Annotated in this window: 20 protein-coding genes; 17 read left to right on the top strand and 3 right to left on the bottom strand. The window is 39.7% G+C overall.

Annotation, left to right across the window (positions count from 1 at the left end; translation table 11 throughout):
* Positions 1 to 186 precede the first annotated feature (186 nt).
* The 4 genes from G6053_RS25160 to G6053_RS30845 are packed head-to-tail and all read left to right on the top strand — an operon-like array spanning position 187 to position 5,229.
* Positions 187 to 2,139, top strand: a complete 1,953-nt coding sequence (locus G6053_RS25160) for a glycoside hydrolase family 3 protein (RefSeq protein WP_241254834.1) — start codon at positions 187 to 189, stop codon at positions 2,137 to 2,139.
* The gene (locus tag G6053_RS30850) at positions 2,108 to 2,572 is read left to right on the top strand and encodes a fibronectin type III-like domain-contianing protein (RefSeq protein ID WP_241254833.1); all 465 of its coding nucleotides are present in this window, start codon (positions 2,108 to 2,110) and stop codon (positions 2,570 to 2,572) included. Before G6053_RS25160 ends, G6053_RS30850 begins: the two co-directional genes overlap by 32 nt.
* Before the next feature lie 7 nt (positions 2,573 to 2,579).
* Entirely contained in the window at positions 2,580 to 4,856 is a 2,277-nt protein-coding gene (bglX, locus tag G6053_RS25155) for a beta-glucosidase BglX (protein ID WP_165308952.1), read from the top strand.
* Positions 4,857 to 4,875: 19 nt separating this feature from the next.
* Entirely contained in the window at positions 4,876 to 5,229 is a 354-nt protein-coding gene (locus G6053_RS30845) for a hypothetical protein (protein ID WP_241254832.1), read from the top strand.
* Between the two features lie 335 nt (positions 5,230 to 5,564).
* Here G6053_RS30845 and G6053_RS25145 read toward each other — a convergent pair whose 3' ends face one another.
* Complete coding sequence (locus G6053_RS25145; protein ID WP_165308950.1) at positions 5,565 to 6,896, bottom strand: TolC family protein; 1,332 nt, start codon at positions 6,894 to 6,896, stop codon at positions 5,565 to 5,567.
* A gap of 1,336 nt (positions 6,897 to 8,232) precedes the next feature.
* On the opposite strand from G6053_RS25145, the gene G6053_RS25140 reads away from it, so the two are divergent.
* The 8 genes from G6053_RS25140 (at position 8,233) to G6053_RS25105 (ending at position 19,771) form a co-directional block, all read left to right on the top strand.
* A complete protein-coding gene (locus G6053_RS25140) occupies positions 8,233 to 8,835 on the top strand; it encodes a sigma-70 family RNA polymerase sigma factor (RefSeq protein ID WP_165308949.1) in 603 nt (200 codons plus the stop codon).
* A gap of 88 nt (positions 8,836 to 8,923) precedes the next feature.
* On the top strand, positions 8,924 to 10,102 hold the full coding sequence (locus tag G6053_RS25135) for a FecR family protein (RefSeq protein WP_165308948.1): 1,179 nt from the start codon (positions 8,924 to 8,926) through the stop codon (positions 10,100 to 10,102).
* A 257-nt stretch (positions 10,103 to 10,359) separates the two neighbouring features.
* Complete coding sequence (locus tag G6053_RS25130) at positions 10,360 to 13,626, top strand: SusC/RagA family TonB-linked outer membrane protein (RefSeq protein WP_165308947.1); 3,267 nt, start codon at positions 10,360 to 10,362, stop codon at positions 13,624 to 13,626.
* Positions 13,627 to 13,647: 21 nt separating this feature from the next.
* Positions 13,648 to 15,078 (top strand): RagB/SusD family nutrient uptake outer membrane protein, encoded by a 1,431-nt coding sequence (locus G6053_RS25125; protein WP_165308946.1) that lies wholly within the window; start codon positions 13,648 to 13,650, stop codon positions 15,076 to 15,078.
* A gap of 4 nt (positions 15,079 to 15,082) precedes the next feature.
* A complete protein-coding gene (locus G6053_RS25120) occupies positions 15,083 to 16,108 on the top strand; it encodes a TlpA disulfide reductase family protein (protein WP_165308945.1) in 1,026 nt (341 codons plus the stop codon).
* Between the two features lie 254 nt (positions 16,109 to 16,362).
* Positions 16,363 to 16,635, top strand: coding sequence for a sigma factor (locus G6053_RS25115; RefSeq protein ID WP_165308944.1), 273 nt, complete (start codon positions 16,363 to 16,365; stop codon positions 16,633 to 16,635).
* Complete coding sequence (locus G6053_RS25110; RefSeq protein ID WP_165308943.1) at positions 16,632 to 18,662, top strand: insulinase family protein; 2,031 nt, start codon at positions 16,632 to 16,634, stop codon at positions 18,660 to 18,662. The genes G6053_RS25115 and G6053_RS25110 overlap by 4 nt, the downstream gene beginning before the upstream one ends.
* A 485-nt stretch (positions 18,663 to 19,147) precedes the next feature.
* Positions 19,148 to 19,771: a hypothetical protein gene (locus G6053_RS25105; protein WP_165308942.1), complete on the top strand. Its 624-nt coding sequence runs from the start codon at positions 19,148 to 19,150 to the stop codon at positions 19,769 to 19,771.
* A gap of 413 nt (positions 19,772 to 20,184) precedes the next feature.
* Here the strand turns inward: G6053_RS25105 and G6053_RS25100 are convergent, their stop codons facing one another.
* Together G6053_RS25100 and G6053_RS25095 are read right to left on the bottom strand one after the other, a co-directional pair.
* Complete coding sequence (locus G6053_RS25100) at positions 20,185 to 20,508, bottom strand: thrombospondin type 3 repeat-containing protein (RefSeq protein ID WP_165308941.1); 324 nt, start codon at positions 20,506 to 20,508, stop codon at positions 20,185 to 20,187.
* Positions 20,509 to 20,594: 86 nt separating this feature from the next.
* Complete coding sequence (locus G6053_RS25095; protein ID WP_165308940.1) at positions 20,595 to 20,792, bottom strand: hypothetical protein; 198 nt, start codon at positions 20,790 to 20,792, stop codon at positions 20,595 to 20,597.
* 730 nt (positions 20,793 to 21,522) lie between these two features.
* Between G6053_RS25095 and G6053_RS25090 the strand changes: the two genes are divergently transcribed.
* The 5 genes from G6053_RS25090 to G6053_RS25070 all read left to right on the top strand — a co-directional run bounded on the left by G6053_RS25090 (position 21,523) and on the right by G6053_RS25070 (position 26,077).
* Positions 21,523 to 22,059 (top strand): antirestriction protein ArdA, encoded by a 537-nt coding sequence (locus G6053_RS25090; RefSeq protein ID WP_165308939.1) that lies wholly within the window; start codon positions 21,523 to 21,525, stop codon positions 22,057 to 22,059.
* A 52-nt stretch (positions 22,060 to 22,111) separates the two neighbouring features.
* Positions 22,112 to 22,528, top strand: a complete 417-nt coding sequence (locus G6053_RS25085) for a hypothetical protein (RefSeq protein WP_165308938.1) — start codon at positions 22,112 to 22,114, stop codon at positions 22,526 to 22,528.
* A gap of 51 nt (positions 22,529 to 22,579) precedes the next feature.
* A complete protein-coding gene (locus tag G6053_RS25080; protein ID WP_165308937.1) occupies positions 22,580 to 23,263 on the top strand; it encodes a hypothetical protein in 684 nt (227 codons plus the stop codon).
* A gap of 1,030 nt (positions 23,264 to 24,293) precedes the next feature.
* On the top strand, positions 24,294 to 24,884 hold the full coding sequence (locus G6053_RS25075; protein WP_165308936.1) for an RNA polymerase sigma-70 factor: 591 nt from the start codon (positions 24,294 to 24,296) through the stop codon (positions 24,882 to 24,884).
* Positions 24,885 to 24,961: 77 nt separating this feature from the next.
* Positions 24,962 to 26,077 carry a FecR family protein gene (locus G6053_RS25070; RefSeq protein ID WP_165308935.1) on the top strand — a complete coding sequence of 372 codons (1,116 nt, stop codon included), beginning with the start codon at positions 24,962 to 24,964 and terminating at the stop codon, positions 26,075 to 26,077.
* The last annotated feature ends 152 nt before the right edge of the window (positions 26,078 to 26,229 follow it).

Below are 26,229 nucleotides of genomic sequence, written 5' to 3'. Positions count from 1 at the left end.
ACCGTCGGCTTGGATCTTATGTGGTAAAGAATCTAAAATATAAATCAAACAAACAGCTATAGGAGGCCTTTCGACCAGCTTGCCATTACGGATTTTCTAACAGGACCAGGGTCTTGCAGACACGGCAATTCAGTTTGGCAGAAAGAGGGGGAACGAATAGTAATTGTAGAAACTAACAGGATGAAGATGAAAATATTTCTTTACAAGTGGCTGGTGTGCTCCGCTCTACTGGGCTTTACTAAAGCTTTCGGTCAGGGCAATGCACCACAGCTGGGAAAAAGTTCCATCAGCGAGGTTATCGGTGCGATGACATTGGAGGAAAAGGCGAAACTGCTGGTAGGCACAGGCATGAAGCTTCCCAGCATTTCCACCGATGGGTCAGCTATCGGACATACCGACAATGAAGTGGCCGGTGCTGCCGGTACCACCTTGGCGATACCGCGGCTGGGCATTCCATCCATCGTGCTGGCTGATGGTCCGGCAGGGGTTCGGATCGATTCGATCCGGAGAGGTTCTCCAAAAAAAACTTACTATGCCACGGCATGGCCTGTGGGTACCCTGCTGGCTTCAAGCTGGGATACCGAGCTGGTGACCAAGGTAGGTACAGCATTTGGAGGGGAGGCCAGGGCCTATGGGGTAGATATCATGTTGGCTCCCGCGCTGAATATTCATCGGAACCCTTTGGGAGGAAGAAATTTTGAGTATTATTCGGAAGATCCGATGGTGACAGGAAGGATTGCCGCAGCCATGGTCCGGGGTATACAATCGCAGGGAGTTGGTACATCCATTAAACATTTCGCTGCCAACAATCAGGAGACAAACCGCTTTACAGTCAACACAATCGTCAGTGAACGGGCGCTGCGTGAAATCTATCTCCGTGGCTTTGAGCTGGCGATCAAAGAATCCAATCCATGGACTGTGATGACCTCATATAATCTTATTAACGGCACGTACACATCCGAAAGCTCCGATCTGCTAAATACCGTTCTTAACAAAGAGTGGGGTTACAAAGGGCTGGTAATGACGGATTGGTTCGGGGGAGACGATCCGGTGGCCCAAATGGTGGCAGGGAACCATCTGCTGATGCCCGGCGTTGAAAAACAGACAAAAGGCATCATTGATGCGGTAAAGGAAGGAAGGCTATCTGAAAAAGTATTGGACAGAAATGTAGCTGTTTTGCTGGGACTTATTTTGCGGACACAGACCTTTGCCGGTCATGATCATGGTGACAACCCGGACTTAAAGGCAAATGCATTGCTTGCCCGTCGGGCGGCCGCAGAGAGTATGGTGCTGTTAAAAAATGAAAAAACAGCCCTCCCTTTAAAGTCAACTGATAGCAAAATTGCTTTATTCGGAAATAATGGCTATGAACTTATTGCCGGAGGCACTGGAAGCGGGGATGTGAACAAGGCTTACACGATATCTTTAAATGATGGATTAACAGGGGCGGGTTATCAGGTCGATGCCGAGCTTCAGCGAGAGTACACCGGCTATCTGAGGGATCAGGCATTGAAGCATCCCAAGAAAAGTTTTTTTGCGGAGATTATGAACCCTACACCTCCGCCAGCCGAATTTAATCTCCGGTCCGAGGTTGTTGCCCGAAAGGCAGAAGAATCGGATATCGCTGTCATTGCGATCGGTAGGATTGCGGGAGAACAGCGGGACCGTCAATTGGCCGGCGACTATGAACTTACACCTGCGGAATTGTCACTGGTCAGATCCGTAACAGAAGCGTTCCATGCGAAAAACAAAAAGGTGGTTGTTGTACTGAATATCGGCGGTGTGATCGATGTTGCTTCCTGGAGGACATCCGTTGATGCGATTTTACTTGCCTGGCAGCCCGGTCTGGAAGGAGGAAACGCCATTGCCGATGTTTTAAGCGGGAAAATCAATCCTTCCGGTAAGCTGGCCACAACATTTCCTGTTTCCTACAAGGAGGTTCCATCCGCGAAAAATTTCCCCGGTAGGGATGATCCGGAAAAAGCCAGACCGACCGGTGTGCTGGGAGCAAAATTGCCGCCTGCGGAGGTCATATACGAAGAGGGAATTTATGTTGGTTATCGTTACTACAATACTTTTGGCGTTGCGACGGCGTACCCTTTCGGATATGGTCTTTTCCTATACCGATTTTTCGTATAGTGATCTAAAACTAAGCTCCACGAGATTCAAAGACAGCGTTAGCGTTAGTGTCAAGGTAACCAATATCGGTAAAGTTGCCGGAAAAGAGGTGGTGCAGCTTTATCTGACCGCTCCTGGGAAAACGATGGATAAACCACGGGAAGAATTGAAAGGTTTTGCCAAGACCGCTTTGCTGAAGCCGGGAGCGAACCAGGTACTCACTTTTGTACTCGGCGAACAGGAACTTGCTTCTTTTAGCACGGAAAAGTCAGCCTGGCTAGCCGATGCCGGTGATTACATCGTAAAAGTCGGCGCATCGAGTACGGATATCAGACTTACAAAAGGTTTCAACGTTAAAGGCGAACGGAAATTGGAAAATGTGAATAAGGTGATGGTGCCGCAGATTATGATTCATGAGTTAAAGTCAAAATCCATGAACAGTAGGGGTAAATAGCTAAGTGATGAAAAAAAAGATACATTATAAATTGATATTGGTATTGTTAATGGGATGTCTCAGCCGTCCGGTCATTGCCCAAACAGTGAGTGATAATAAGGCGATGGACAGCTTCATTACAAAACTTATGAAGGGCATGACACCTGAAGAAAAGTTAGGCCAGTTGAACCTTGTTACACCCCTTGTGAAAACCGGACCTTTTGCAACAAAAAATGCAAATGAGAAAATAAAAGATGGCAGTGCAGGAAATGTATATGCCGTTATGGGATCACCTGCCGGTGTACAAAAGCGGTTGTCAATGTCGGACAGCACCCGGTTGAAAATTCCTTTGCTTTCCGGATTAGATATCATCCATGGGTACAGGACAATTTTCCCCATTCCCCTTGGGCTTTCCTGTAGTTGGGACACGGTGCTCACCGAAAAAACAGCCCGGGTAGCTGCAGTTGAAGCGTCTGCAATGGGTTATAACTGGGCTTTTTCGCCAATGGTGGATATCACGCGCGATCCGCGTTGGGGACGGGTGATGGAAGGATCCGGTGAGGATGCATACCTGGGGTCTCTGATTGCCCGGGCGATGGTCAGGGGATATCAGGGAAAGGATCTACGCGACCCCACATCATTGATGGCCTGTGTCAAACATTTTGCCCTATATGGGGCAGCAGAAGCTGGAAGGAACTACAATACGACTGACATGAGCAAAATCACCATGTACCAGAATTACCTGCCCCCTTATAAGGCGGCCATTGATGCTGGGGCAGGAAGTATAATGAGCTCATTCAATGATATAGACGGCGTACCTGCGACTGCAAACCGATGGTTGCTCACAGATCTGCTACGCAAACTATGGCATTTTAATGGGTTTGTGGTGACTGATTTCAATGCCATCAATGAGCTCATCAATCATGGGGTGGCCTTGGATAACCAAGATGCCGCAGCATTGGCATTACGTGCCGGAGTGGATATGGATATGGCGAGTGAAAGTATGATCTCTTCATTGTCCAATTCGGTGAAACAGGGACGGATTACTATGGAACAGATCGACATGGCCTGCCGAAGGGTTCTGGAAGCCAAGTATAAACTGGGGCTTTTCAATGGAGCGGAAAGAAGGATAGATGCCGATAGGGTTTCCCGGGTAACCTTAACGGAAGAAAATAAAAAGGTGGCCAGGGAAGCGGCGGTAAAGTCCATGGTACTACTGGAAAACAAGGGTAATATCCTTCCCCTGCGGAAAAATACAAAGATTGCGCTTATCGGCCCATTCGCCGATAGTCAACAGGAAATGCTGAGTATGTGGTCTTTTACAGGCGATGTAAAGAGTGTGGTGTCTATTTATGAAGGCATCAAGAAAGTCAATCCGTTGGTGGTTTATGCCGAAGGTACCCAGGTAAATGACGACAGCCTGGCCAACAGAAAACGTGGAACAAGCTATGATCCCAAGCTGCAAGAAAAACTTGTCGGAGAAGCGATGGCAGTTGCCAACAGATCGGATGTGATCGTAGCCGTTTTGGGAGAATCTTCCGCTATGTCAGGTGAAGCGCGGAGCCGTACTGATATCGGTATTCCTTCCTGCCAGGGAGAGCTCCTCAAAATGTTGAAATCTACCGGGAAACCGGTCATTTTATTGCTTACGAACGGGCGTCCACTGACCTTACAGGACAATCTTCCATATGCAGATGCGGTGCTGGAGATATGGCGACCGGGCAGTGAGGCGGGGAATGCCGTTGCGGCAGTGCTGTTCGGAGATTACAATCCTTCCGGAAAACTGACCATGACCTTTCCACGTTCGGTAGGGCAGATCCCTATCTACTATAATTACAAGAATACAGGCAGGCCTTATGAAGAAGGGGGCACCGAAGATTTTGTTTCCAATTATAAAGATCAGCACAATACACCTTTGTACCCTTTTGGTTACGGGTTAAGTTATACAGATGTTGAATACGGGCCGGTCAGATTGAAAGACAGCGTCTTAACAGGTGCAGATAAGACCGAAAAAGTTTCAATCAAGCTTACCAATACCGGAAAGTTCGGCGTAGAGGAAACCGTACAGCTTTACCTCGGTGACCCGCTTGCGTCCGTAACGCGGCCGGTTAAAGAACTGAAACAGTTTCGAAAGGTCAAGCTGCTTGCGGGAGAAACCAAAACGGTTGATTTTACGCTCACAGCTGAAGACCTGAAATTTTTTAACAGTGAATTAGAATGGGATTGGGAGCCTGGTAAATTTGTAGTGTATGTAGGTCCAAACTCCCGGGATGTAAAAGAGGCTGGATTTGTTTGGAACAGGTAAAAATTAAACCGAGATAATTATGAAAATAAAAGAATATATACTTGTTTTTTTGCTTGCGGTTCCCATCCACATGATGGGACAGCACAGGAGCGGTTTTCCGGCCAGCGGAAAGGGAGTTCAGCAATTTGACAGCGATTGGCTGTTTATCAGGGAAGACCTGCCCGAAGGTGAACGGCCTGAACTGGAAACGCATGGATGGAAAAAGATTAATCTTCCCCATGACTGGAGTATAGATGACCTGCCTTTTCAAAAAAAAGATAGTATTGTAGGTCCCTTTGACCGAACCAGTATCGGGAAATCTGCAACCGGTTTTACCGTTGGAGGCACCGGTTGGTACCGGAAAAAATTTAGCGTTTCGTTCAGCTTTTTGTAGGTCCAGTTGCTGTGTCCTGTCGTCGACGACTGCAAGTACCTGTCCTTTGTTAACTTGATCTCCCAGACTGAATTGAAGATTTTTTAAAGTACCGCTTACCGTGGCCAGGACCTTTGCTTCTCTGAACGGAATGATAGAGCCTGTTTTTGATAGGTTAAGTGCTAAAATGCTGTCCTTTACTTTTACAACTTTTACCGGAATACTTATTTCTGTCGTTACTGGCTTGTTTTTTTTGCTGTCCAACTCCTTTTTGTTCATGGTAAGCTTATAAGCGATGAGGCCGCATATTAAAATGACTGTTCCGATAAGGATATATTTACGTTTCATGCTGTCTTTTATAGAGAATTATAGAATTGCTTTAATGTACCTTTTGATTTTTCCAAGTCGATTTTTGCCTGCAAGAGGTTGTAAAAAGAATTGAGATAGCTGTTTTGTGCTTCTCTGAGTGAATTTTGAGAATTGAGCCAGTCGGTCATATCGGTGACACCTTTTTGATATTGAAGGTCGGTTACCTGGAATACCGACTCGGCGAGCTCCATATTGCGTTTGTCGTTGTCAAGGGTGCTCTCCGATTTGTATAATTTGGATTTTGAATTTTCGTAATCCAGTTTATACTTCCCTTCGTTGAGCCTGTTCTGTTCCAGTGCATTGTAGTATTTATACTGTGCCTGTTTATATTGGTTATTTCTCCTGAAACCGTCAAAAACCGGTATGCTCAGTTTTAATCCTATTGAAGAGAAGCTTTGTAGCGAGGAAAAAGACTGACCTAAATTATCACCGAAGCCGTTCATACCCAGACGGGCATAAGCGGAGAGTTTTGGCCAATAGCCTGCTTTGATCCTTTTCCCATCCATCTGTAGGAGTTCGGCATTGACCATATCCAGTTGATAGTCCGATATGTTCCGCGTATTAACATCGCCGAGCGTAGACAATGTGATTTCTTTGGCCTCCAATTTCTGGTCTTCGATTTCGACTTCTTGTTCCATTGGAAAACCCATCTCATATTTGAGCTGATTTGTGGCCAGCTCGATATTGGTCTTGGCCACCCGAATCTGGGAGCTTGTATTGTTATAGTCAACCCGTACTTTATCAAGGTCCTTTTGTAGGGTTATACCCTTCTTTACTTTCATAGAAACGATGTCTAACTGTTTTACGTAAGTCTCTATATTATTGGTCAACAGCTCCAACTGCCGACGGTATGTAAGAATCTGATAATATGCGGTAGCTATGTTATAAATTATTGTTTCCGTATTTTTCTTCTGATTGAGCTCCGCCTGCCGCTCATTGAATTTTTGTGCTCGGAGTCCTACAAGTACCGATCCGTCAAATAACGTTTGGTTAAGTTGTAATATACCGTTGGTATTGAATTGTTTTGTAAAGGCTACCCGTATATCTTCATCTCCAAAAAGTCCGGCAGGAATAACCTGCTCCTGCACTTTCAGGTTGTCATCGATGGTGCCGGAAAAATCCAACCCAGGCAGATATTCTGCTAACAGTTCTTTAGCTTTTGCGTCTGCAATTTTCTTTTCATTTGAATAGATGACTGTTGAGGGATTAGCTTTGAGTCCATAATCAATACATTGTTTAAGGTCAAGTTTATTCTGGGCTTTGACTTGAATATTATATATAAAACTGAACAATAATAGTAGAGATATCTTGATATGCATTTGATATTCTTGATTAATGATAAAGGCAAAAAGAAACTTTATTTGCTGTTTATTAACTATTCGTGGGTGCGAAACGGACATATTCGCACTTAAAGCGGACACTCATTGAGAGATGAATGCCTAATAAAACCGATGTCAATTAGGATGAGAATGCTATAGACTGTTGGTGTTTACCAATTCTTCCCTTTTTGCTTCATTCGCAATCGAGAATCAGACCTTCGATGTCCCTTGATTACTTAATACCTCAAAAAGCGAGAACTTAGGGATTGGAACCATGTTGAACGTTGAATGGCTTCCGGAAGGTCGAATCTGGAGTCTCCGGTTTACTACCGGAGCCGCCTTCATGTTACAACCAATGAATATAAAAACCCTGTAGGCTATGTACCGTTGAATTAGCAATTCGGCTGAGGTAATCTATCACTTTTGATTTCCTAATTTATACATGTCTTTGCAAAATTCTTAGTGGTTTATCCATCCATGAATACTTTTCTTTTGGCATTCGTGGATGAGCGCTGCAAAAGTTTAAGAAACTGTCTGACTTTGGTGTCAAATTTTTGTGCTTTTGAAAAAAAATGTAAAGTGCTCTTTAAACTGCTTTAAAAATAGATTAAATCTATAGGTAATTGATTCGATTTGTTGAATTATATGGATGTATAGTGTTTTTGTTTGCTGATTTTTGTCTTGATGATGGTGGGAATTGCTTATAATCTTATTTTGATGACTCTCTTTTTTTTTCTTGAATAATAGACGGCTTATATTATGAGTGTTTTTGAGATAATTGGTATATTTGATATGTAAAGTAAGTATAAAGTGGAGATAAAATGCGGGTGGAAATAAAAGACTGATTGCAAATCCTAGATTTTTTGTGTTTGTTGGATGGTGTCCGTGTTAAAAGCAATTTGATTGAATTCTTGATTTGTGTTATTTTAAGGAAAAATTCTATGTAATGTATCCAGAATTTGCTTGCCACAAATACTGTATGGGTTGATTAGTTGAAAGGTTTTTTTTACAATAGATATAGATGACAATTTAGAAATAACTTATAGTGTTTCTTGGACCTTTGAAAGGTTCTTGATTGCCATTTGGAAAATAAATTTTCTCTATTAAATTCCCATACTTTGCAAACAGAGATAGTGATTTGCTCGATGATACGTATGAACGATCGTGTCCTATTCTTATATATACCTAATATTATACCTACGTTGCTACATAAATGGGGGCTACCGACTGATTTAAGGATTGTGAGTGTTTTGATATTGGATAAATAGAGCGCGATCAATAGATTCTTACCTTGTTGGAGGAGGTATTAAAGCATTGGATGTCAAAACTGGATTATATGAGAGAAAAAGTTGAGGATGAAAAAAAATTGATTGAATCATTTCGCTTAGGGGACAGTTGGACCCTGGAATATTTATTCGATCTGCATTATAAATCCTTATGTTATTTTGCAAGCCGACTTATAGGTGATAGTTCAGAAGCTGAGGATATAGTCTCAGATTGTTTTGTGAAGCTTTGGAAATCGGAGCGGCAAATTAAAAGTATTGAATCGATTAAAGCTTTTCTTTATATTTCATGTCGCAATGCTTGTTTTGATTATTTGCGTAAGTTGAAAGTGCGAACCGTTTTACAACAGGAATATCTGAATCAATTGGAGGTATCAGATGATACGGTACTTGTTAAGATCGTGAAATCAGAAGTTTTTGATCTTTTCGATAAGGAGATATCGCTTTTACCGGATAAATGCCAAAAAGTATTCAGATTATTCTTTTTTGAGCAAAAAAATACCCAAGAAGTAATGCGTATTTTGGATATGAACGAAAAAGCAGTGCGATATCAGAAAGCTAAGGCATTGGATCTGTTAAAAAGTGCTCTTATAAGGAAAGGTATCCGCGATGGTTTATATGTTTTGGCGCTATTCTGTCTTATCCAGGAGTCTTAAATATATTATTTTTATTTTTTTTAGGCAAAAAGCCCATCTACACGTATCTATATTAAATTGAGAAAAGTAAAATTCTAATTTAATGTAGATGCTAAAGAATGAATTTCACATATCGCAGTTGATTGTTGCCCATCTGAGGGGAACGATTACCGAAGCCGAACAACTAAAACTTGACGAATGGCTTTCTGAATCTCCTATGCGCGCTCGGCTTATGGACGAATTACGAGAGGAGTCCCATTTTAATAAGGAACTCATGTTTTTCGATGAAGTCGATAAAGATGCTATTTGGACGAAACTAACAAAGAAGCTAATACAGGATGAAACCAGCAAGGTAAGCTCAATAAAAAAATACTGGAAGGCACTCGCTGCTGCTAGCATTATACTAGCAGTTTTTGCCGCAGGTATGCTTTATTATAACAATTTCTCAACTGATAGGACTCTCTCCGCTATTTCTAATAATAACGAGGTGAATCCAGGTAAAATCGGTGCGACGCTTACGTTAGCAAATGGAGAGAGAATAAAGCTTTCGGACGCTGCTAATGGCCAAATATCGGAAGATGCAGGTGTACGCATTTCCAAATCTGCGAACGGACAATTGGAGTATGAAGTTGAGGAAAATAAACATGTTTCCTCGGGGTATAATGTACTTTCCACAGCGAAAGGGGAAACCTATAAGGTCCTTTTGCCTGACGGTACCCAAGTATGGTTGAATGCGGCATCGTCTATTCGTTATCCCACAAATTTTTCTTCACATAGTACAAGGAAGGTTCTTTTAGAGGGTGAGGCTTACTTTGAGGTTGCAAGTGATACTAGCCGTCCTTTTATTGTAAAGACAAATATGCAGGAAACCAAAGTATTAGGGACGCACTTCAACATCAATAGCTATTCCGATGAACCGAATGTGCTTACCACGCTCTTAAAAGGCAGTATTTCTGTATACGGAGATAATAAAGTTAAGATATTAAAGCCCGGACAGCAGGCCAATCTGTCAAAATCAGGTAATCTGCAAGTGCGCAGGGTGGATACCGAGCCTATTATCTCATGGACTAAAAATGAATTTATGTTTGATGGGGACAACATTGATGCAGTAATGCGCAAGATTGCCCGTTGGTACAACGTTGAGATCGTATATCAAGGTGTCAGGACAACAGACAAGTTCAATGGGACGGTATCTAGATTTTCGGAGGTACATGAGGTATTGCAATTATTGGAGAAAACCGGAACGGTCAAATTTAGAGTGGACGGAAAAACAATCTATATACTGTAATCTAATTTATCATTAACCTAAAACACAAGAATATGAAAAAAAATATACGAAGCAGCTGATAACCTTCCATTAAAATAAAGCAACCAAGCCCGGGTCGGACTTGGTTGTGTTTGGACATATTTTAAGAATGTTTTACTGCAGCACGCGTTAGTTTTCGACGACGCTCGTGTGTTGCTAACCAAACTTTACAAATGTATCGAAATTATCTAAAAAAAATCGGTATAGATAAAGGTCTGTACCATAGAATAGTACTAATTATGCGTTTGATAGCCATTCTTTTGTTGGTTACATTCATGCAGGTCAGTGCCAGTACTTTTGCTCAAAAGGTAACGTTGAGAGAAAACAATCGCTCGTTGATATTGGTTTTGAAACAATTAAAAGCGAAAACGGGGTACAATCTTCTGTATACGGAAAGACATCTCAAGCTGGCTAGGCCGGTGAGTATTCAGGTAAAAAATGCCGAATTGTTGCAAGTGCTTGAACAACTTTTTGAGGGGCAGGCGTTGACCTATGAACTGGATAAAAAGACTATAGTGATTCGGGAGAAACCGAACTCACCGGCACAGTCTGTTACCACGAATATGGAAGAGTCATTAATGGATAAGCAAATACCAGTTCATGGCCGAATTATCGACTCCTTGGACAAACCGCTTCAGGGAGCCTCCATTCGTCTTATGCCGGGAAGCAAGAGCGCTTCAAGTAACGGTAGTGGTTCTTTCACAATTAATGACGTGAAGCCTGGAAATTATACCTTGGAAATATCGTATGTGGGTTTTGAGGTGGTGAGGAAAAAGATTAAGGTTGATGCAGTGAATTCCCTTGATATTGGGAATGTAATTTTAACGCCCTTAAATTCTCCCTTAGATGAGGTGCAAGTGATTGCTTATGGTACCACGAGCCGAAGATTAAGTACGGGAAGTGTGTCTAAAGTTCAGGCGGCAGTCATTGAGCGCCAGCCGGTGAGTAATGTGCTACAATCGTTACAGGGGCGTGTTCCGGGCTTATACATTAGCCAGTCCAATGGAATTGCCGGATCAGGCATTAATGTATCAATTAGGGGACGGAATTCCATCAATGCCGGGAATAGCCCCTTGTATATCGTGGATGGGGTTCCCTTCAGTAACACAACTGTATCATCTCAAGCTGAAGGTGTGGTCTTGTCAGACGGTGCCGCTGGATCCAATTTCAGTCCCTTCAATACAATTAATCCTGACGATATAGAAAGCGTAGAGGTGCTCAAAGACGCTGACGCCACTTCCATTTATGGTGCCAGGGGCGCCAACGGCGTGATTTTAATCACGACAAAGAAAGGTAAAGCAGGCAGGAGCAATTTTGATGTGAATTTTTCTCAGGGATTCGGGAATGTAGTTGGAACTGCTGATGTACTTGGTACTAAAGAATATCTTGACCTGAGAAAGCAGGCATTTGTCAATGACGGCCTCGATAAAACAGATGCTGATTCTCCGGACTTATTATTATGGGATCAAAATGCATACACGGACTGGCAAAAACTGCTGATAGGTAATAACTCCCAAATTACTAATCTGGTCACCAGTTTTTCGGGAGGGAATGAAGACACCCGTTTTAAACTCTCCGGATCGTTCCGAAGAGAGACTACGGTTTACCAGGATGATAAATCTTACAAACGGGGTGGGTTGTATGCTACGCTCGACCACACTTCGCCGAATAAAAAGTTGAATGTTGGATTTTCCATGATCTATACAAAAGATTCCAATACGCTGCCGACATTGGATATGACAAATTTGTACAATATGCCGCCGAATTATCCTTTGTATACACCTTCTGGTCAGTTGTATTTCGGGGGAGGCTTTACTAATCCGTTGGCTTTTTTGCTCACAACAGATTATAATGATACTGAAAACGCGATACTCAATACTACTGTTAAGTATAACATTGCAAATGGCCTTGATCTCAAATTGAGCGCCGGATACAATAAGATATCGTTGGATATGGAAAACAATCGTCCCTCAACTTCGCAGGACCCATCAACAGCAGCAGATATCAATTCGACTTTTAGCCTGGCAACTACCACAGCTTATATTGTAGAGCCCCAGTTAGATTACCGAAGACTAATTGGTAGAGGTAAATTTATGGCTACAATAGGAGGGACCTGGCAGCAGAGCCAGTTTAATCAACCCTATACACTCTTTGTCACAGGATATAGCTCTGATGCGCTTATCAGGAACCCTGCCGCGGGGAATATAAGTTATAAGCTCTCCTATTTCTCTGAATATAAATATTTGTCCGCTTTTGGGAGATTGAGTTATAACTGGGATGATAAGTACTTGTTCAATGCGACCTTTAGAAGGGACGGTTCTTCTAAATTTGGCGCAAACAACAGGTTCGGAAATTTTGGGTCGGTAGGTGCAGGGTGGATTTTTTCAAAAGAGCACGTAGTGGCGGAATTATTTGACTTTTTAAGCCACGGTAAGTTAAGAGGGAGTTATGGATCAGTTGGAAATGATCAGATAGCTAGTAATTATGCCTATAAGGACACCTATAGAAACTCTGCTTATTCTTACGGAGGCATGAGTGGACTTGTCGTGAATGGGATTGCGAATCCAGACTATCAATGGGAGGTGACTAAAAAGCTCGAATTTGCGCTTGAGCTAGGTTTCATGAAAGATAGGGTATTACTCACAACAGCTGTATATAAAAATAAATCGGACAATATGCTGGTTAATTATGCTTTAAGTCCACAGACGGGATTCACGAGTTATACAGCCAATCTTCCCGCTGTTGTCGAAAACCGTGGACTGGAGATTGAACTGAATACCCGCAATGTCAATTCGAAAACTTTCCAATGGAGCACTGACTTTAATATTTCTTTCCTGCGGAACAAATTGGCGCGTTATGACGGTATCAAATCTTCTGCATATGCCAATACTTATGTGGTTGGCCAACCTCTTGACCTGATTAGCCTATATCAGTTTAGCGGAATCGTTGATGGGGTTCCCGTCGTAAAAGACCTCAATGGGGACGGCTCGATATCGTCCGGTTTCTTTGAGAACGGCAATGGTGACCACGCTATTGCAGGACAAAGTTCTCCTAAATTTTTTGGCGGACTAAACAACAGTCTAACATTTAAACGTTTCCAGCTTGATTTATTTTTTCAGTTCGTCAAGCAGAAGGGGTACATGTTGGGTTATGGAGAGTATGATTATTTTCCTGGTTCTTTGAATAATATTCCGACTTACATTGCCAGCCAAGGTATAAAACCTACGACAACCACCGGAAGCGAGGTCGCCAATGGATACGAGTATTATGTGGATTCAGATGCCATGATAACGGATGCATCGTTTATACGGTTGAAAAATCTTTCCCTGACTTATAACCTTCCGGAAAAAATAGCAGGTAAAATGAAGATGAATTATTGCAAGGTATTTCTGCGAGGGCAAAACCTCTTGACGTTCACCAAATATAAAGGTATCGATCCGGAGACACAAGGGAATGTACTGCCCCCATTGAGGATGCTTACTGCGGGTCTTCAGTTTAACTTCTAACCAACTTAAAATACTAACAATATGAACGTTTCAAATAAAATAAAAAACAGAGCCATCTTGTTCGTTTTCCTATGCACTCTACTGGCTGGGAGTGGCTGTGAAAAACTCATTGATGCGGCCCCAGCTCGAAACACGCTCAACTCAGAGAATGTATTTCAGGATTCCATTACGATGTCTGCTGCCATGATTGGTGTATATTCTTACACTTATAGCGGGAATTCAGCTACTGGTAGTTTTTTAAGTAACAGTGTGAACAGTTTGCTTGGACTTTCTGCAGATGAGATGTATTATTTCCCAAGCAAAACGTATGACGCTTTTTTAAACAATGCACTCTTACCAACGGAGCTTCCTTTATCTACGGCTTGGACGCAACTTTATAAGATGATCAATATGGCGAATGGTGAAATCGAGGGGGTAGAAGGAAGCACGGCACCTTTTGTTTCTGCGGATTTGAAATCAAGACTTGTCGGGGAATCTAAGTTTATCAGGGCACTCTGTCATTTTTACCTTGTAAATATGTTTGGGAACATTCCGGTAATTACGACGACGAATGTAGCTGTAACAGGTTCTCTGGGACAATCAACCGAAGGCGAAGTTTATGAACAGATAATAAAAGATTTAACGGAGGCTGCTGCTGTATTGCCCATTGATTATCTGCTATACTCAAATGAACGGATAAGGGCAACAAAGTGGGCGGCTTTGGCTTTATTGGCACGCGTGTATCTTTATAAAAAGGATTATATTAAAGCGGCTGAAACAGCCTCCAAAGTTATTGCAAACAAAGACCTATTTAACATCTCTCCTTTAGATCAGGTTTTTCTCAAAAACAGTTCGGAAGCTATATTTCAGTTTAGCACCAGCGCTAATACGAGTACGCAGGCCGGTACTATCTTTATACCCTCTGCAACCGCCACCACTCCGAATTTTGTACTTAGGCCGGAATTGATGTCCAGTTTTGAACCTAATGACCAACGGCCACTTAAGTGGACCAAGTCGATTATATATAATGGGACAGCTTATCCGTACCCGTATAAATATAAAACACGCGGCAGTGGTAATGCAATAACTGAGTATGATATGGTATTGCGGATCTCGGAACAATATCTGATAAGGGCGGAGGCATATGCCCAGATAAATAACTTATCCGGTGCGATGGCAGATCTTAAGGTTGTCCGCGAGAGGGCAGGACTTATGGTGTCTCCATTTGGTGGGCAAACGGAGATTTTAGCGGCAATAGAAAGGGAAAACAGGGTTGAGTTTTTTTCTGAGTGGGGACATAGATGGTTGGATCTTAAACGAGCTTCGGGGTTTACCAATCCAAATCTTACACGGGCAGACGAAGTATTGGGTCCGCTTAAAGGGAATTTTTGGCAAAGTGAGGATATAAACTACCCGTTACCACAAGCGGCCATTAATACAAATACAAATCTTATTCAAAATAAAGGCTACTAAAAATATGAAAAAGCTGTTATTGTTACTTACGATCGTCTTTCCCGTTTGGGGGAATGTTTTTGCACAGCAAGCAAGTACTGAATATGTAATAAAAGGGGAAATCGCCAACATTACACATCCAATGAAGATGGTATTGTTTTCAATAGATCAATCGGTTCTCAATATTGATTCCTGTACGTCGGATGGCTCGGGGAAATTCGAGTTTAGGGGAAAGGTCACTATACCCGTAAGGGCTACGATCACCTGCGTTGAGCCGTCTGTCAATGCAATGGATGTAATTGCCCAGCAACCAAATGGAAAAGCTGTTTTGTTTCTGGAACCCGGCCGGGTGCTGATTCGGGGTAAAAACCTTGGAGAAGCCAAAGTTAAAGGAGGTAGGGGACAGATGGATTTTGAAGAATTACTTGAAAAACAGAAGGTTTCTGATAATGAGACTGTAAATTTCAATTTTATTAAAAGCCATCCGGACTCTTACGTCAGTCTTTGGTTGCTCAAAAGTTATATGCGGAGAGCCGAACCACAGAAGCTTCTTGAACTGTTTAATAATTTGGAGAATTCGGTAAGGGTCTCGGAGGCCGGAGTTATGGTTGCAGGATTTATACAATCGGCCTTGTCTACTGCTGTCGGCCAACTGGCAACCGAAATTGATATACCTGACCTAAATGGAAAACGTATTTCTTTGGCGCAGTTTAAAGGCAAATTTGTTCTACTTGATTTTTGGGCAAGTTGGTGCGGCCCATGCAGAATGGAAAACAAAGAAGTTCTCAAGCTCTATGAAAAATATGCACCAATGGGGTTTGAAATCATTGGTATTTCAATAGATAGCCAACAGGAAAAGTGGCTGAAAGCAATCGCAGAAGATAAACTTCCTTGGCGCCATGTATGTGATACCGATCAGGCTATCGCTAAAATTTATGGGATAAGGTCACTTCCACAGAATGTCCTGATCGACACTAACGGTAAAATAATTGCGAAAAACTTATGGTCCGAGCAACTGGGTACCAAGCTGGATAATATCTTCAGTAAATAAAGATAATTCTATCCTATTGATAGTTTTTACGTAGACAAACAGATGTTTGTCTACGTTTCTTACATTAGGTATGCTACATATTTGAAAGACAATCTTTCGATTATATATGCGAAGGAACTTGCTATTTTTTTATAAATTCTTTGTGGGGAAGTTATACTTTTTTATTTGTCTAAAATTGTTGTAATTTAGTGTAAACAACCCGATGTAAATAAATAGAATACTCATACTTAATTTGCATCAATCTTGCCTAGAAAATGCTAAAAGATAAATTATGGCTTGATGAACTTTCCAAGGGGAGTGAAATATCCTTTGGACATATCTACGACCGTTACTGGCGTGAACTCTTTATCAGTGCCCATAAAGTTTTGCAGGATAAAAGTTTAGCCGAAGATATTGTCCAGGACACTTTTGTAAACCTTTGGAAAAACCGTGAAAAAGCAACGGACATCCAATCTTTACGTAGCTATCTTAAAACCGCTATCCGCAACGGTTGCATCCAACATATTGAAAGGCATTTTCCGCGATGAAATCCAAGCCTGTTCCGGCCTATACTTTCGAAAAGGAACAAATTATTACTAGCCCCATCACAAAAACCGTTATGGGTCCTACATCCGAATACCTGCTGATGGGATTTCGGTTCCCGGGGGCTGCTGATCCAGACGCACAGATCCTGAACCTTATGGCCAATGTACTGACCAATGGATCTGCAGGATTGATTGACCTGGATCTCGTTAAGTCTCAAAAATTATTGGGAGCGGGAGCATTTCCTTATGTGTTAAAGGATTATTCAATGTTGATTCTCCAGGGTAATCCAGGGGCTGGACAGAGTCTGGAAGATGTCAAGAAACTATTACTGGGCGAACTCGATAAATTAAGGAAAGGGCAATTTTCAGATGACCTGCTTACCTCGATTGTTAATAATGAAAAGAAAGGGCAAATCAAGCTGTTTGATAACTATACCAGTACTGCTGAGCAACTCATGTCAGGCTTCACCTCGGAGATTGATTGGGCAAAAGAATTGGCTTATACCGACCGTTTGTCAAAAATAACCAAAGAAGATATCGTGCGTTTTGCCAATAAGTATCTTTCAGAGGTCAACTATGTCGCTGTCTATAAACAAAAAGGACAGGATGATAAGGTCGATAAAGTTATCAAGCCGGCCATTACACCGATTACGGTTAACCGGAATGTTGAATCTGCCTTTTTGAAACAGATCAATGCGATGCCTGAGCAGGATATCAAGCCTAGATGGATTGATTTTGCAAAAGATATGTCAACTGCTAAATTGAAAGATCTGGATGTTTTGGCCGTTCAGAACAAAAACAATGAGTTGTTTAGCCTAACCTATCATTTTGATTTTGGAAGCTGGGACAATAAATTATTGGGCCTTGCAGTGGGGTATTTGGAGTTTTTGGGTACAAAAGACAAAAGTAGTGAAGAGTTTAGCAAAGCCTTTTACAAGCTAGCTTCGGAATTCTCAGTATCTTCAGGCAATGAAGAAAGCAGTGTCTCTGTTTCTGGTCTAAACAGTAACTTCACCGAATCGATAAGCTTGCTGCAGGATCTGATGCACAACTGCGTGGTGGACGAAGCCGCATTTACCGCTTATATTGCACGATTGAAAAAATCAAGGGCGAATGCCAAGGAGAATAAGGCAACGATCATGGAAGGCCTAAAAGCCTATGCACGTTATGGCGCCAGAAATCCATTCAACTATACCTATACCGATCAGGAACTCGATGGTCTGAGCGCGGCCGATCTTGTTGCGGTGTTGCACAACCTTGCGGGAGCCAAGCATCGAATTTTATACTATGGACCGCAAGCGGTCACGGATTTGGTCAACAATCTCAAACCATTAAAGGATAATGGATCTCCCTATTTTGTGATGGAGAAAGGTGTAAAATTTGAGGAAAAGCCAACAAGCGACAATAAAGTCTTGTTTGCACAGTATGTGATGAAGCAGGCAGAAGTCTTCTGGATCCGTAATTCAGGATTATTTGATAAAAATCAAATACCTACTGTCGCTTTCTTTAACGGTTATTTTGGTGGCGGTATGGGCAGTATTGTTTTCCAGACGCTCCGCGAATCCAAAGCATTGGCTTATACGACGTATGCTTACTATGGACAACCTCAACGGAAAGAAAATCATGGTATGGTAGGAGCCTATATCGGGACACAATCTGACAAGTTTAAGGATGCTGTAGGTGGAATGAATGAGCTTTTGAACGAGCTTCCTGACTCAAAAGTGGGCTTGGAATCCATCCGCACCAATTTACTGAAATCTTTGGCAAGTGAGCGTATTACAGGAGCGGGTATTCTTTCAAGCTATTTAGCCGCGCAACGTCGTGGGCTTACAGAAGATTCCAGAAAAATGGTTTTTGAGCAACTTCCTCAGCTTACATTTTCAGACCTTAAAGCGTTTCATACCGATAATATCAGCCATAAACCGTATATCTATTGTATCGTTGGAGATGAAAAGGACTTGAACGAAGGTACAATCTCCGCATTGGGTAATCTCCAAAAGCTAAGTCTTAACGAAATATTTGGATATTAGTTTTACATATTTATTTATTAATTAGTAATTTTAAGAGGGCATCCATTTTAATGGATGCCCTTTTTTAAAATAAGATAAACTCACATTTCCTACTGCGTTTTCGATCTACTGTGGCTTGATGGTCATGATTCTAGAGATCAACAGTTGATACCACGGAGCTTTTAAAAGAACTTGTTCGTAAAGATTAAACATTCCAGTATAGCGAATCATTTGGGGACGGTCAGGAATTGTATAAGAAAATATTGGATCTCAATATGGAAGGAATAGTTGCGAAGAGGAAAAATAGCCATATATAGATGGAAATAGCGGGTATAAAGATACTTTGATATAATTACTTTTTATAAAAAGTTATGTTTTCCTGAATCTGTCTGATCGGACTTAAAATTCCTTTGGTATAGGTCAATTCTCGATTCGTCGAGAATATTTCAGATTGTCTTTAATAAAATATATATTTAAGGTAAGAACTTAATTTTTTTTAATTCAACATGAAAATAAACCGAATCTTAACAATTCTTTTTTCCGCGGCGACTTTATTAGTATTTAATTTTTGCTCCTATTCCAAAGAAGATAAATATATCGGCTTTTGGATAGAGGACGGTAAAGAGCATTCAGAAGTATTGGAAATAAAGAAGGAAGGTAATAAGTTATATCTAAATAGCAAGGATATAGAAGCGCCAGCCACATATGATAAAAAAGAAAAGACCCTTAGCGCTCAACTAACCAATGGTCTTGCCTCGGTTAATATTTTAATGAATCTGTTAGAAGATACTGATAAAATGAAAATGAGCATCGGAAACAAAAGTGCGGATTTTTCGAGGATTTCTAAGGAAAAAGCACAAGAATACAAGAAAGCGTATGACGCTTATTATGATCCAGATTTTTTTGTTGGTGAATGGAAAAGTGAAGTCGAGCAGGAAAAGCCTTTAAAAATTACCAAGGAAGAGGAAACATACTTTTATGTGAGTGATTTTCTTGGAAAACAACGATTGGTTTATGATGACAAAAAACATTATATGACTGGTCAAATCGGTCTAACATCACTTTTTATAAAGCGAAGTGGTGATCAAGAAATTACTGCATATGGCAAAAAATATCAGAAAATAAAGTAATTTCAATTTAAACAAAGTTCAAGTAACTTACTTTTCTATATTGACTATTGGATTTTCTTATTAAAATCGCTCGTTTTGCATTGACAAGTTTTTCTAACTAAAGACTTGACGGTTCAAGGTAGAAGTTCTGCAAGGTCCTACGAAGGGAAAAGTTAGTTTTCCAATAAAGTAGTTTTTGAACCATTTATGAAGCATCTCAGCAGATTCCCGAGTGAAGCCGCCAAATTGCTAAAACATTGTTCCGGAGCGAACGGTTCAATTATTCTTATTTGGTGCTAGGGGTTAGCAGTCTTACACAAAAAGAATTTTTTACAAATCCTAAAAACTGAAAAAGTGCCGGAGGAGGCACTTTTAGCTATAATAATTTAAATCTATGATCCGCAAATTATTAATATAGATTTATAAAGTTAGACCTATAAGGGGCATCCAAAACTGTTCACCTGTGTATTTAGTGGCGTACCCGGACAAGCATCAAATTCATTCGGAACTCCATCTCCATCTAGGTCCTCATCTGTTGGATCCCCGAAAATCGGACATCCTTCTGGGTTAACTGGAACCCCTGCAGGCGTATCGGGACATTTATCGTACTGATCGATGATTCCATCAGCATCAGTATCTTTTACTACTTTAGATTCTACATCCGTCGAAAATAAACCTTTGCTGGAAGTGATAAAAGAACTCGATATAAAAAATACCGCAGCCAAAATAAATAAAAGTTTAAAAGATTGTTTTTTCATAATGAATTTATTTAAAGGTGAACAATTACAATAGCGATTAATTAATACATCCCCGTTATCCGCGAAACCTGCTAACAGAGCAAAGATTATAATATCATTTTTTTCGAATTAAAATATCTGTCCAAATGTATTTTTACTTCATACAAATCCTCATCCGCGAGATCATCTTTATTTTTCAATTTTGCCAATTCATTATACCAACTTTCTACGAATGCTTTTTCTTCATCTGTACAACTACTATTGGTATATTTCTTCAGTAATTCAATTGTTATTTTTTGATTCATTGAGTTTATTGTGCTTATATTGTGTAATTTACATATTTTTTTATTAAAATAATCAGATAATTATTTTAAATATTACGAATTTAGTTCAGCACTTTGCTAATTTTATACATTGCTGATAACCTCATCTTTCAGCGTGAGCTAGATGATTGATCTGTCATGCCGAATGGTTATCCTACTGCGCTATTAGGGAATTGGCCTATTCTGTTATGTATGTAACTAAGTTTTCATTAGGAAATTTCTTTTACCACTGTTTTATTGCGAAAAATATTCCATAAGTTTTGGATCACCGGCTTATGTGCAATAATTTAAATATTGTAAGATTGAAGATTCATTTCAATTGAATTGTCTTTTTCAGTTCTTGCCGATGCAATTCTCATTTACTTCCACTTAATCTGTCGAGATCCAGTATGCCCTTTTTGATTCGTTTCAAGAACGAAGGTAAGCCGTGTCACGGATTATAAAGGTCATACGAGTTTTGAAAAAATAATCTCCAGCCCTTTGGGTAGTATTTTTTTTCCAAAAACCTTTATCCTCCTAGACACTAACCTTCTTCTGTTCCTGAAAACGAAGCAAAGCAAACTCCGGCTCTGTAGACGAATAAAAAAAATGTCAGCTATGAGAATTAAAAAGCATTGGAAACAGAACAAAAAAGAAAACGAAAACAAGCCACATCCTCTCATTGCCGAATAAATCAAAATGTCCAATCACGAACCATAAAAACATTAAAGACATGACACATCAATTAAATATCTCAGAAGCTAGGGTTTATGTTGGAACCTTCCATAAGTACAATACTGGATCATTATATGGTGGATGGTTTGAATTATCTAACTATTCGGATATAGAAGAATTTTACGAAGCCTGTAAGGAACTCCATGCTGACGAGGAAGACCCTGAGTACATGTACCAGGATTACGAAAATCTTCCGAATGAGCTAATTAGTGAATACGGTATTAGCGCGAACATTTTTGAAGTCCTTGAAGCAATAGAAGGTATGGATGAAAATAATAAAGAACCATTTTTAGTATGGTGTTATAACCGTAGTAGGAATTTAGCCAACGAAGAAATCTTTGATCTCATATCCGATTTCGAAGAAGACTATCAAGGTGAATACGATGATGAGGAAGATTTTGCAAGAGAGGTCGTTGAAGAGCTTTATGATCTACCGTCATTTGCAAAACAATATTTTGACTACGAAGCATTCGCAAGGGATCTTTTCATCACTGACTACTGGTTTGAAGGTGGCTTTGTATTCCGTGAATCATAAAAAATTTCTAATCAGGCGATCCGTCCTTGGGTCGCCTATAATATATAAACAGATGAAAACAACAATTAATAAGAATAATATAGGAGTACTGACATTTAGAAAATTCGATGAAAATGTATTATTGAATTCCCACTTTGATACCGCAGAATTGTTCAAAATAATTCTTCATGATGAAGATTTTGTTCGGTTCGAGATCTTCGATAAAAACAGAAAATTGCGACTAACGACACATGAGTTTGAGCGGGAACCAGGTGTATTGATTATCCAATTAGCAAAAGTTGAACGTGACGAAGATATTAAGTGGACTAATTTTAATGCCTACCGTACGCCTATGTACATCTATGGAAAAAAGGTGGAATGGAAAGTTAACGGTAGGATTTTTAAAACCAAGAAATTAGCCACGGCCTTTGCTGATTTTACGAATAGTAACATAGCTACGATTATCGAGAAATTCATTGATAGGGACTAACTACAAGGGAACGATAAAAACATAATAATAAATCAAATTAAAATTAAAAAGATGAAAGCATTAAAAGAAATGACATTTGTAGACAAAGGACATATGCTAGCGGGACTATTTCCTGAATTACTTAAAGTTTGGGTGGATTTTATAAGAACGGAAACCGAACATTTTAGAAGAGAGGAAGAATATTACCGAAATAATTGGCAAAGTAAAACTTTGATAGCTGTCGGTTTTTGGTACAATCTGGTAATTGATATTGAACATCTATTGAGAAAATTTAATGTCGCATTGTACCTTAATCCAAAGGTTTTTGCAGATCAATTGTTTTATGGATTTTTGACTGTATTTACTTCAAATAGTTTGCTTCAATACGCCGAGAGTGAACATTGTGATTTGGAAGAGAGACTGGCTATTCACTTACTTTTTGGCCATGAAAAAAATGTAGACAATAAAATCTTAAGCCATGAGACTAACTTGATTTTTAGTATAGATAGTGTATTATTTGGTTTAGAAAATACAAGAGGACCAATAGAACTGGTTCAATTTGCTAATCGCCTAGCATCCCATGAAGGTATTCCGTGGTTCAACAGGATGGCTAGTATAGAATTTAATAGTCCAAATATCAACAAGGCGCTTCTTGGTGGAGTGCCTACTGATAACAGACTTGTAATAGGACAGGAGAGTGGTGGATACTTGGATCTTTACTTTGCATTAGAAGCGGGCGAAATTGTTGTAGAATAGCCACAGCACATTTTCCTGATGAAGAAATTTATATTCATGACGAATACCGACATACGATATTATTGGATAAACTCACTGAGTACGAAATTAAAAGCCTTTTTAATTATGTACGTGGACATCTAGAATTAATTCATCCGAAGCCAGCCACTCGGACACAACGGATGTTCAAGATTTACTTAGAAAAGCATTAAAAACTTTTTAAGTAGATCTATTTTTGAGGTATTCATTTCTGATTATCGATTTCCCTAATTTTTGTCTCTATTATTATAGTATCTCCTGACCAACTTATTTTAATATCATAAACAAATAAATAAGTAATCAGGGGCAATGATGCCTTCTAATAAAGCATTTTTACAACTGATTTGTTTTAAATCACCGAAAGGACCTTTGTTCTTGTGAAGCGTGAATGCTGCCTTGTGATCAAATACAAATTTTCTTATTTTAAAAAAAGTCTTAAATCTATCAGTGCAGAGGCCTTGAAGTAGCCAGAGGCAGCGAATCGGTTGGTTACATTTTTTTTGACTTGACTGTTGGGATATGGGCTTTGCCGAGGTTGTGCCGTTCTACGACAGAAAATTAGCTGCTTAACTATAATAATGGATAACTTTAGCAGTACATGCACGGTTAATTAAGGTAGGCATAGGCTTAATGGAAATTAGTTTTTGTGTTTTGGAAGTACTTCGGCTATTCAACCATGAGATGTTTTAGATGATATCAGGAGATGATATATCGGAGCTTATTTTCAGGAAAGTTGATAAATGAAATTATGAACATCCATTGAAACTAGTTATCTCTAGGCCAGAAAAACCTGTACATTAAGTCATTCAATCGAATGAGCCAGAACTGTACACCTTAGAAAACTGTTACAAACACAGCATCTCTTATGATTTACGTTTGATTTTCTCAAAATAGATTTTGTGCTTTTCCTAATTAAAATACTGAATTAGATTAATTGTTTTCAACAAAATATTGTAAATTCGCACCTGAGAGACCCTTTTTTATCTTTAGTAGATTTGTTTGGATAACCTAAATGTTAGAAGAAAAAATATTGTTGCGAAAAATTTCAGAGGGCGACTCAATAGCGTTTAAAGCTATCTATGATCAATATTGGCGTCAATTACTTATTGATGCAAACAAAGTAATCCAAGATAAACTAGTTGCAGAAGACATTGTACAAGAAACATTTATTAGTATTTGGGACAATCGGGAAAGGGTAAACGAGATTCACTCATTAAAAGCATATTTGAAGTCATCCATCCGACACGCATGTGTTAAACATATTCAGCGGCATATCAATAGATACAATTTTGTAGAATTACTTCCTGAATTATTGGATAAAGTGATAAGTGAATATAATACCTTGGATAAGCTTTATGTAGTGGAAATAGAGCAGGCAATTTCAAAAAGTATGGAGTCGATGTCCCCAAAGGTTCGTGAGGTTTTCGAATTGAGTCGATATCATGGTAAAAATCGTAGAGAAATCGCTTCTCAATTGAGTGTTTCTCCTGAAACCGTTAAAAAACGTATACAAAAGGCATTGGAGATAATAAGAAAAGACTTGGAAAGCTTAGATTCTTATCAAAAATCTATTCTCATTTTTGCTTTTCTTTTACTTACTTAGTTTTTTTAAAAAAATATTTATTTTTTTTGTTACCCACCTTTACTTTTTCTGGCTCTCTATATATAACAGCAAAATAAATGAGAAAGCAGGAAATCGAAGCAATATTATGGCGTTTTTACAATCATCTTAGTAATAGGCAGGAAAAGAAGTCTGTGGAGAGCTGGTATGAATATGTCGAGCAGTTGGGAGAAGATACTTTTAATGAAGATGAAATAAATAAGGTTGGTGAGCGTTTGAGAAATAGTTTGTTCTATTACGTAGATTGTAACCGTCCACCGAAAAATAAACAAATTCTTTATTTAATAAGCTCTGTATTCGCTTTAGCTGCGAGCTTATTGATCTTTTTGTGGTTCAGTTTGAAAGATAACAAAATTCCTATCGTCAAAGCGGGGAGTGATAAAGCAATGTTAATAATTGGATCAGAGCAGCCTGTAGATATAGGTAAATTGGAAGTGGGTAAAATTTTACAAAGTGGCCATGTAAGGATTTTTAAGTCTAAGGAAGGAGAAATTGTATATCAAACAAATGCTTCTGAAGAACCTAGAGATAATAATATCAATATACTTAAGGTGCCGAGAGGGGGTCAGTTTAAAGTCAATCTCCCAGATGGATCTACAGTGTGCTTAAACTCCGATTCTGAATTGCGATATCCCTCTAATTTCAGCCAGATAGATCGTCAGTTAGAATTAAAAGGCGAAGCATTTTTTGATGTGAAGCATGATAGTAATAAACCTTTCCTTGTAAAAACTAGCAGAGCAGATATACGTGTTTTAGGAACAAAATTTAATGTAATGGCGTATGCGAATGAATCTAATTGGAAAACTACTGTTTCCGAAGGTAAAGTAAGAATTTCTAACATGAGAGGTAAAATTATCTTGCATAAGAATGAGCAGGCAGTAATTGATTCTCATGGTGGTATTTCTTATTCTATTGTTGAAGATACGAATGCTTTCGCTTGGAAAGACGGTAGTTTTCATTTTCAAGGAACCAAAATAGGAGATATTGCCAGACAGGTAGAACGATGGTACGATATTGAAGTAGAAGTTGATCCAAGAATAAAAGACCAAGAGTTTTTTGGTATCATTTTAAGGCAAGAAACTGCAAATCAATTATTTGAAGTACTTGAAGCAACAAATACTATAAGCGTAATAATTACCAAAGAAAAGATTAAAATATATCCAAAAACTAACTAATTTTTCACTTAACCTTAGATAAAAAATGAAAAGAGCACCCACATAGATCTACTATAAGCCATGCTGAAAAAAGGGAGCAATTCGCACTTGCTCCCTGATTGTCCGATCAGCTTATCGATTTCCATTAAACCAATTCTAACAAGTTAAACCAA

It is taken from the genome of Sphingobacterium sp. DR205, from assembly GCF_011064245.1.
GTDB lineage: Bacteria > Bacteroidota > Bacteroidia > Sphingobacteriales > Sphingobacteriaceae > Sphingobacterium > Sphingobacterium athyrii.
This window is presented reverse-complemented; position numbering and strand designations above follow the sequence as displayed.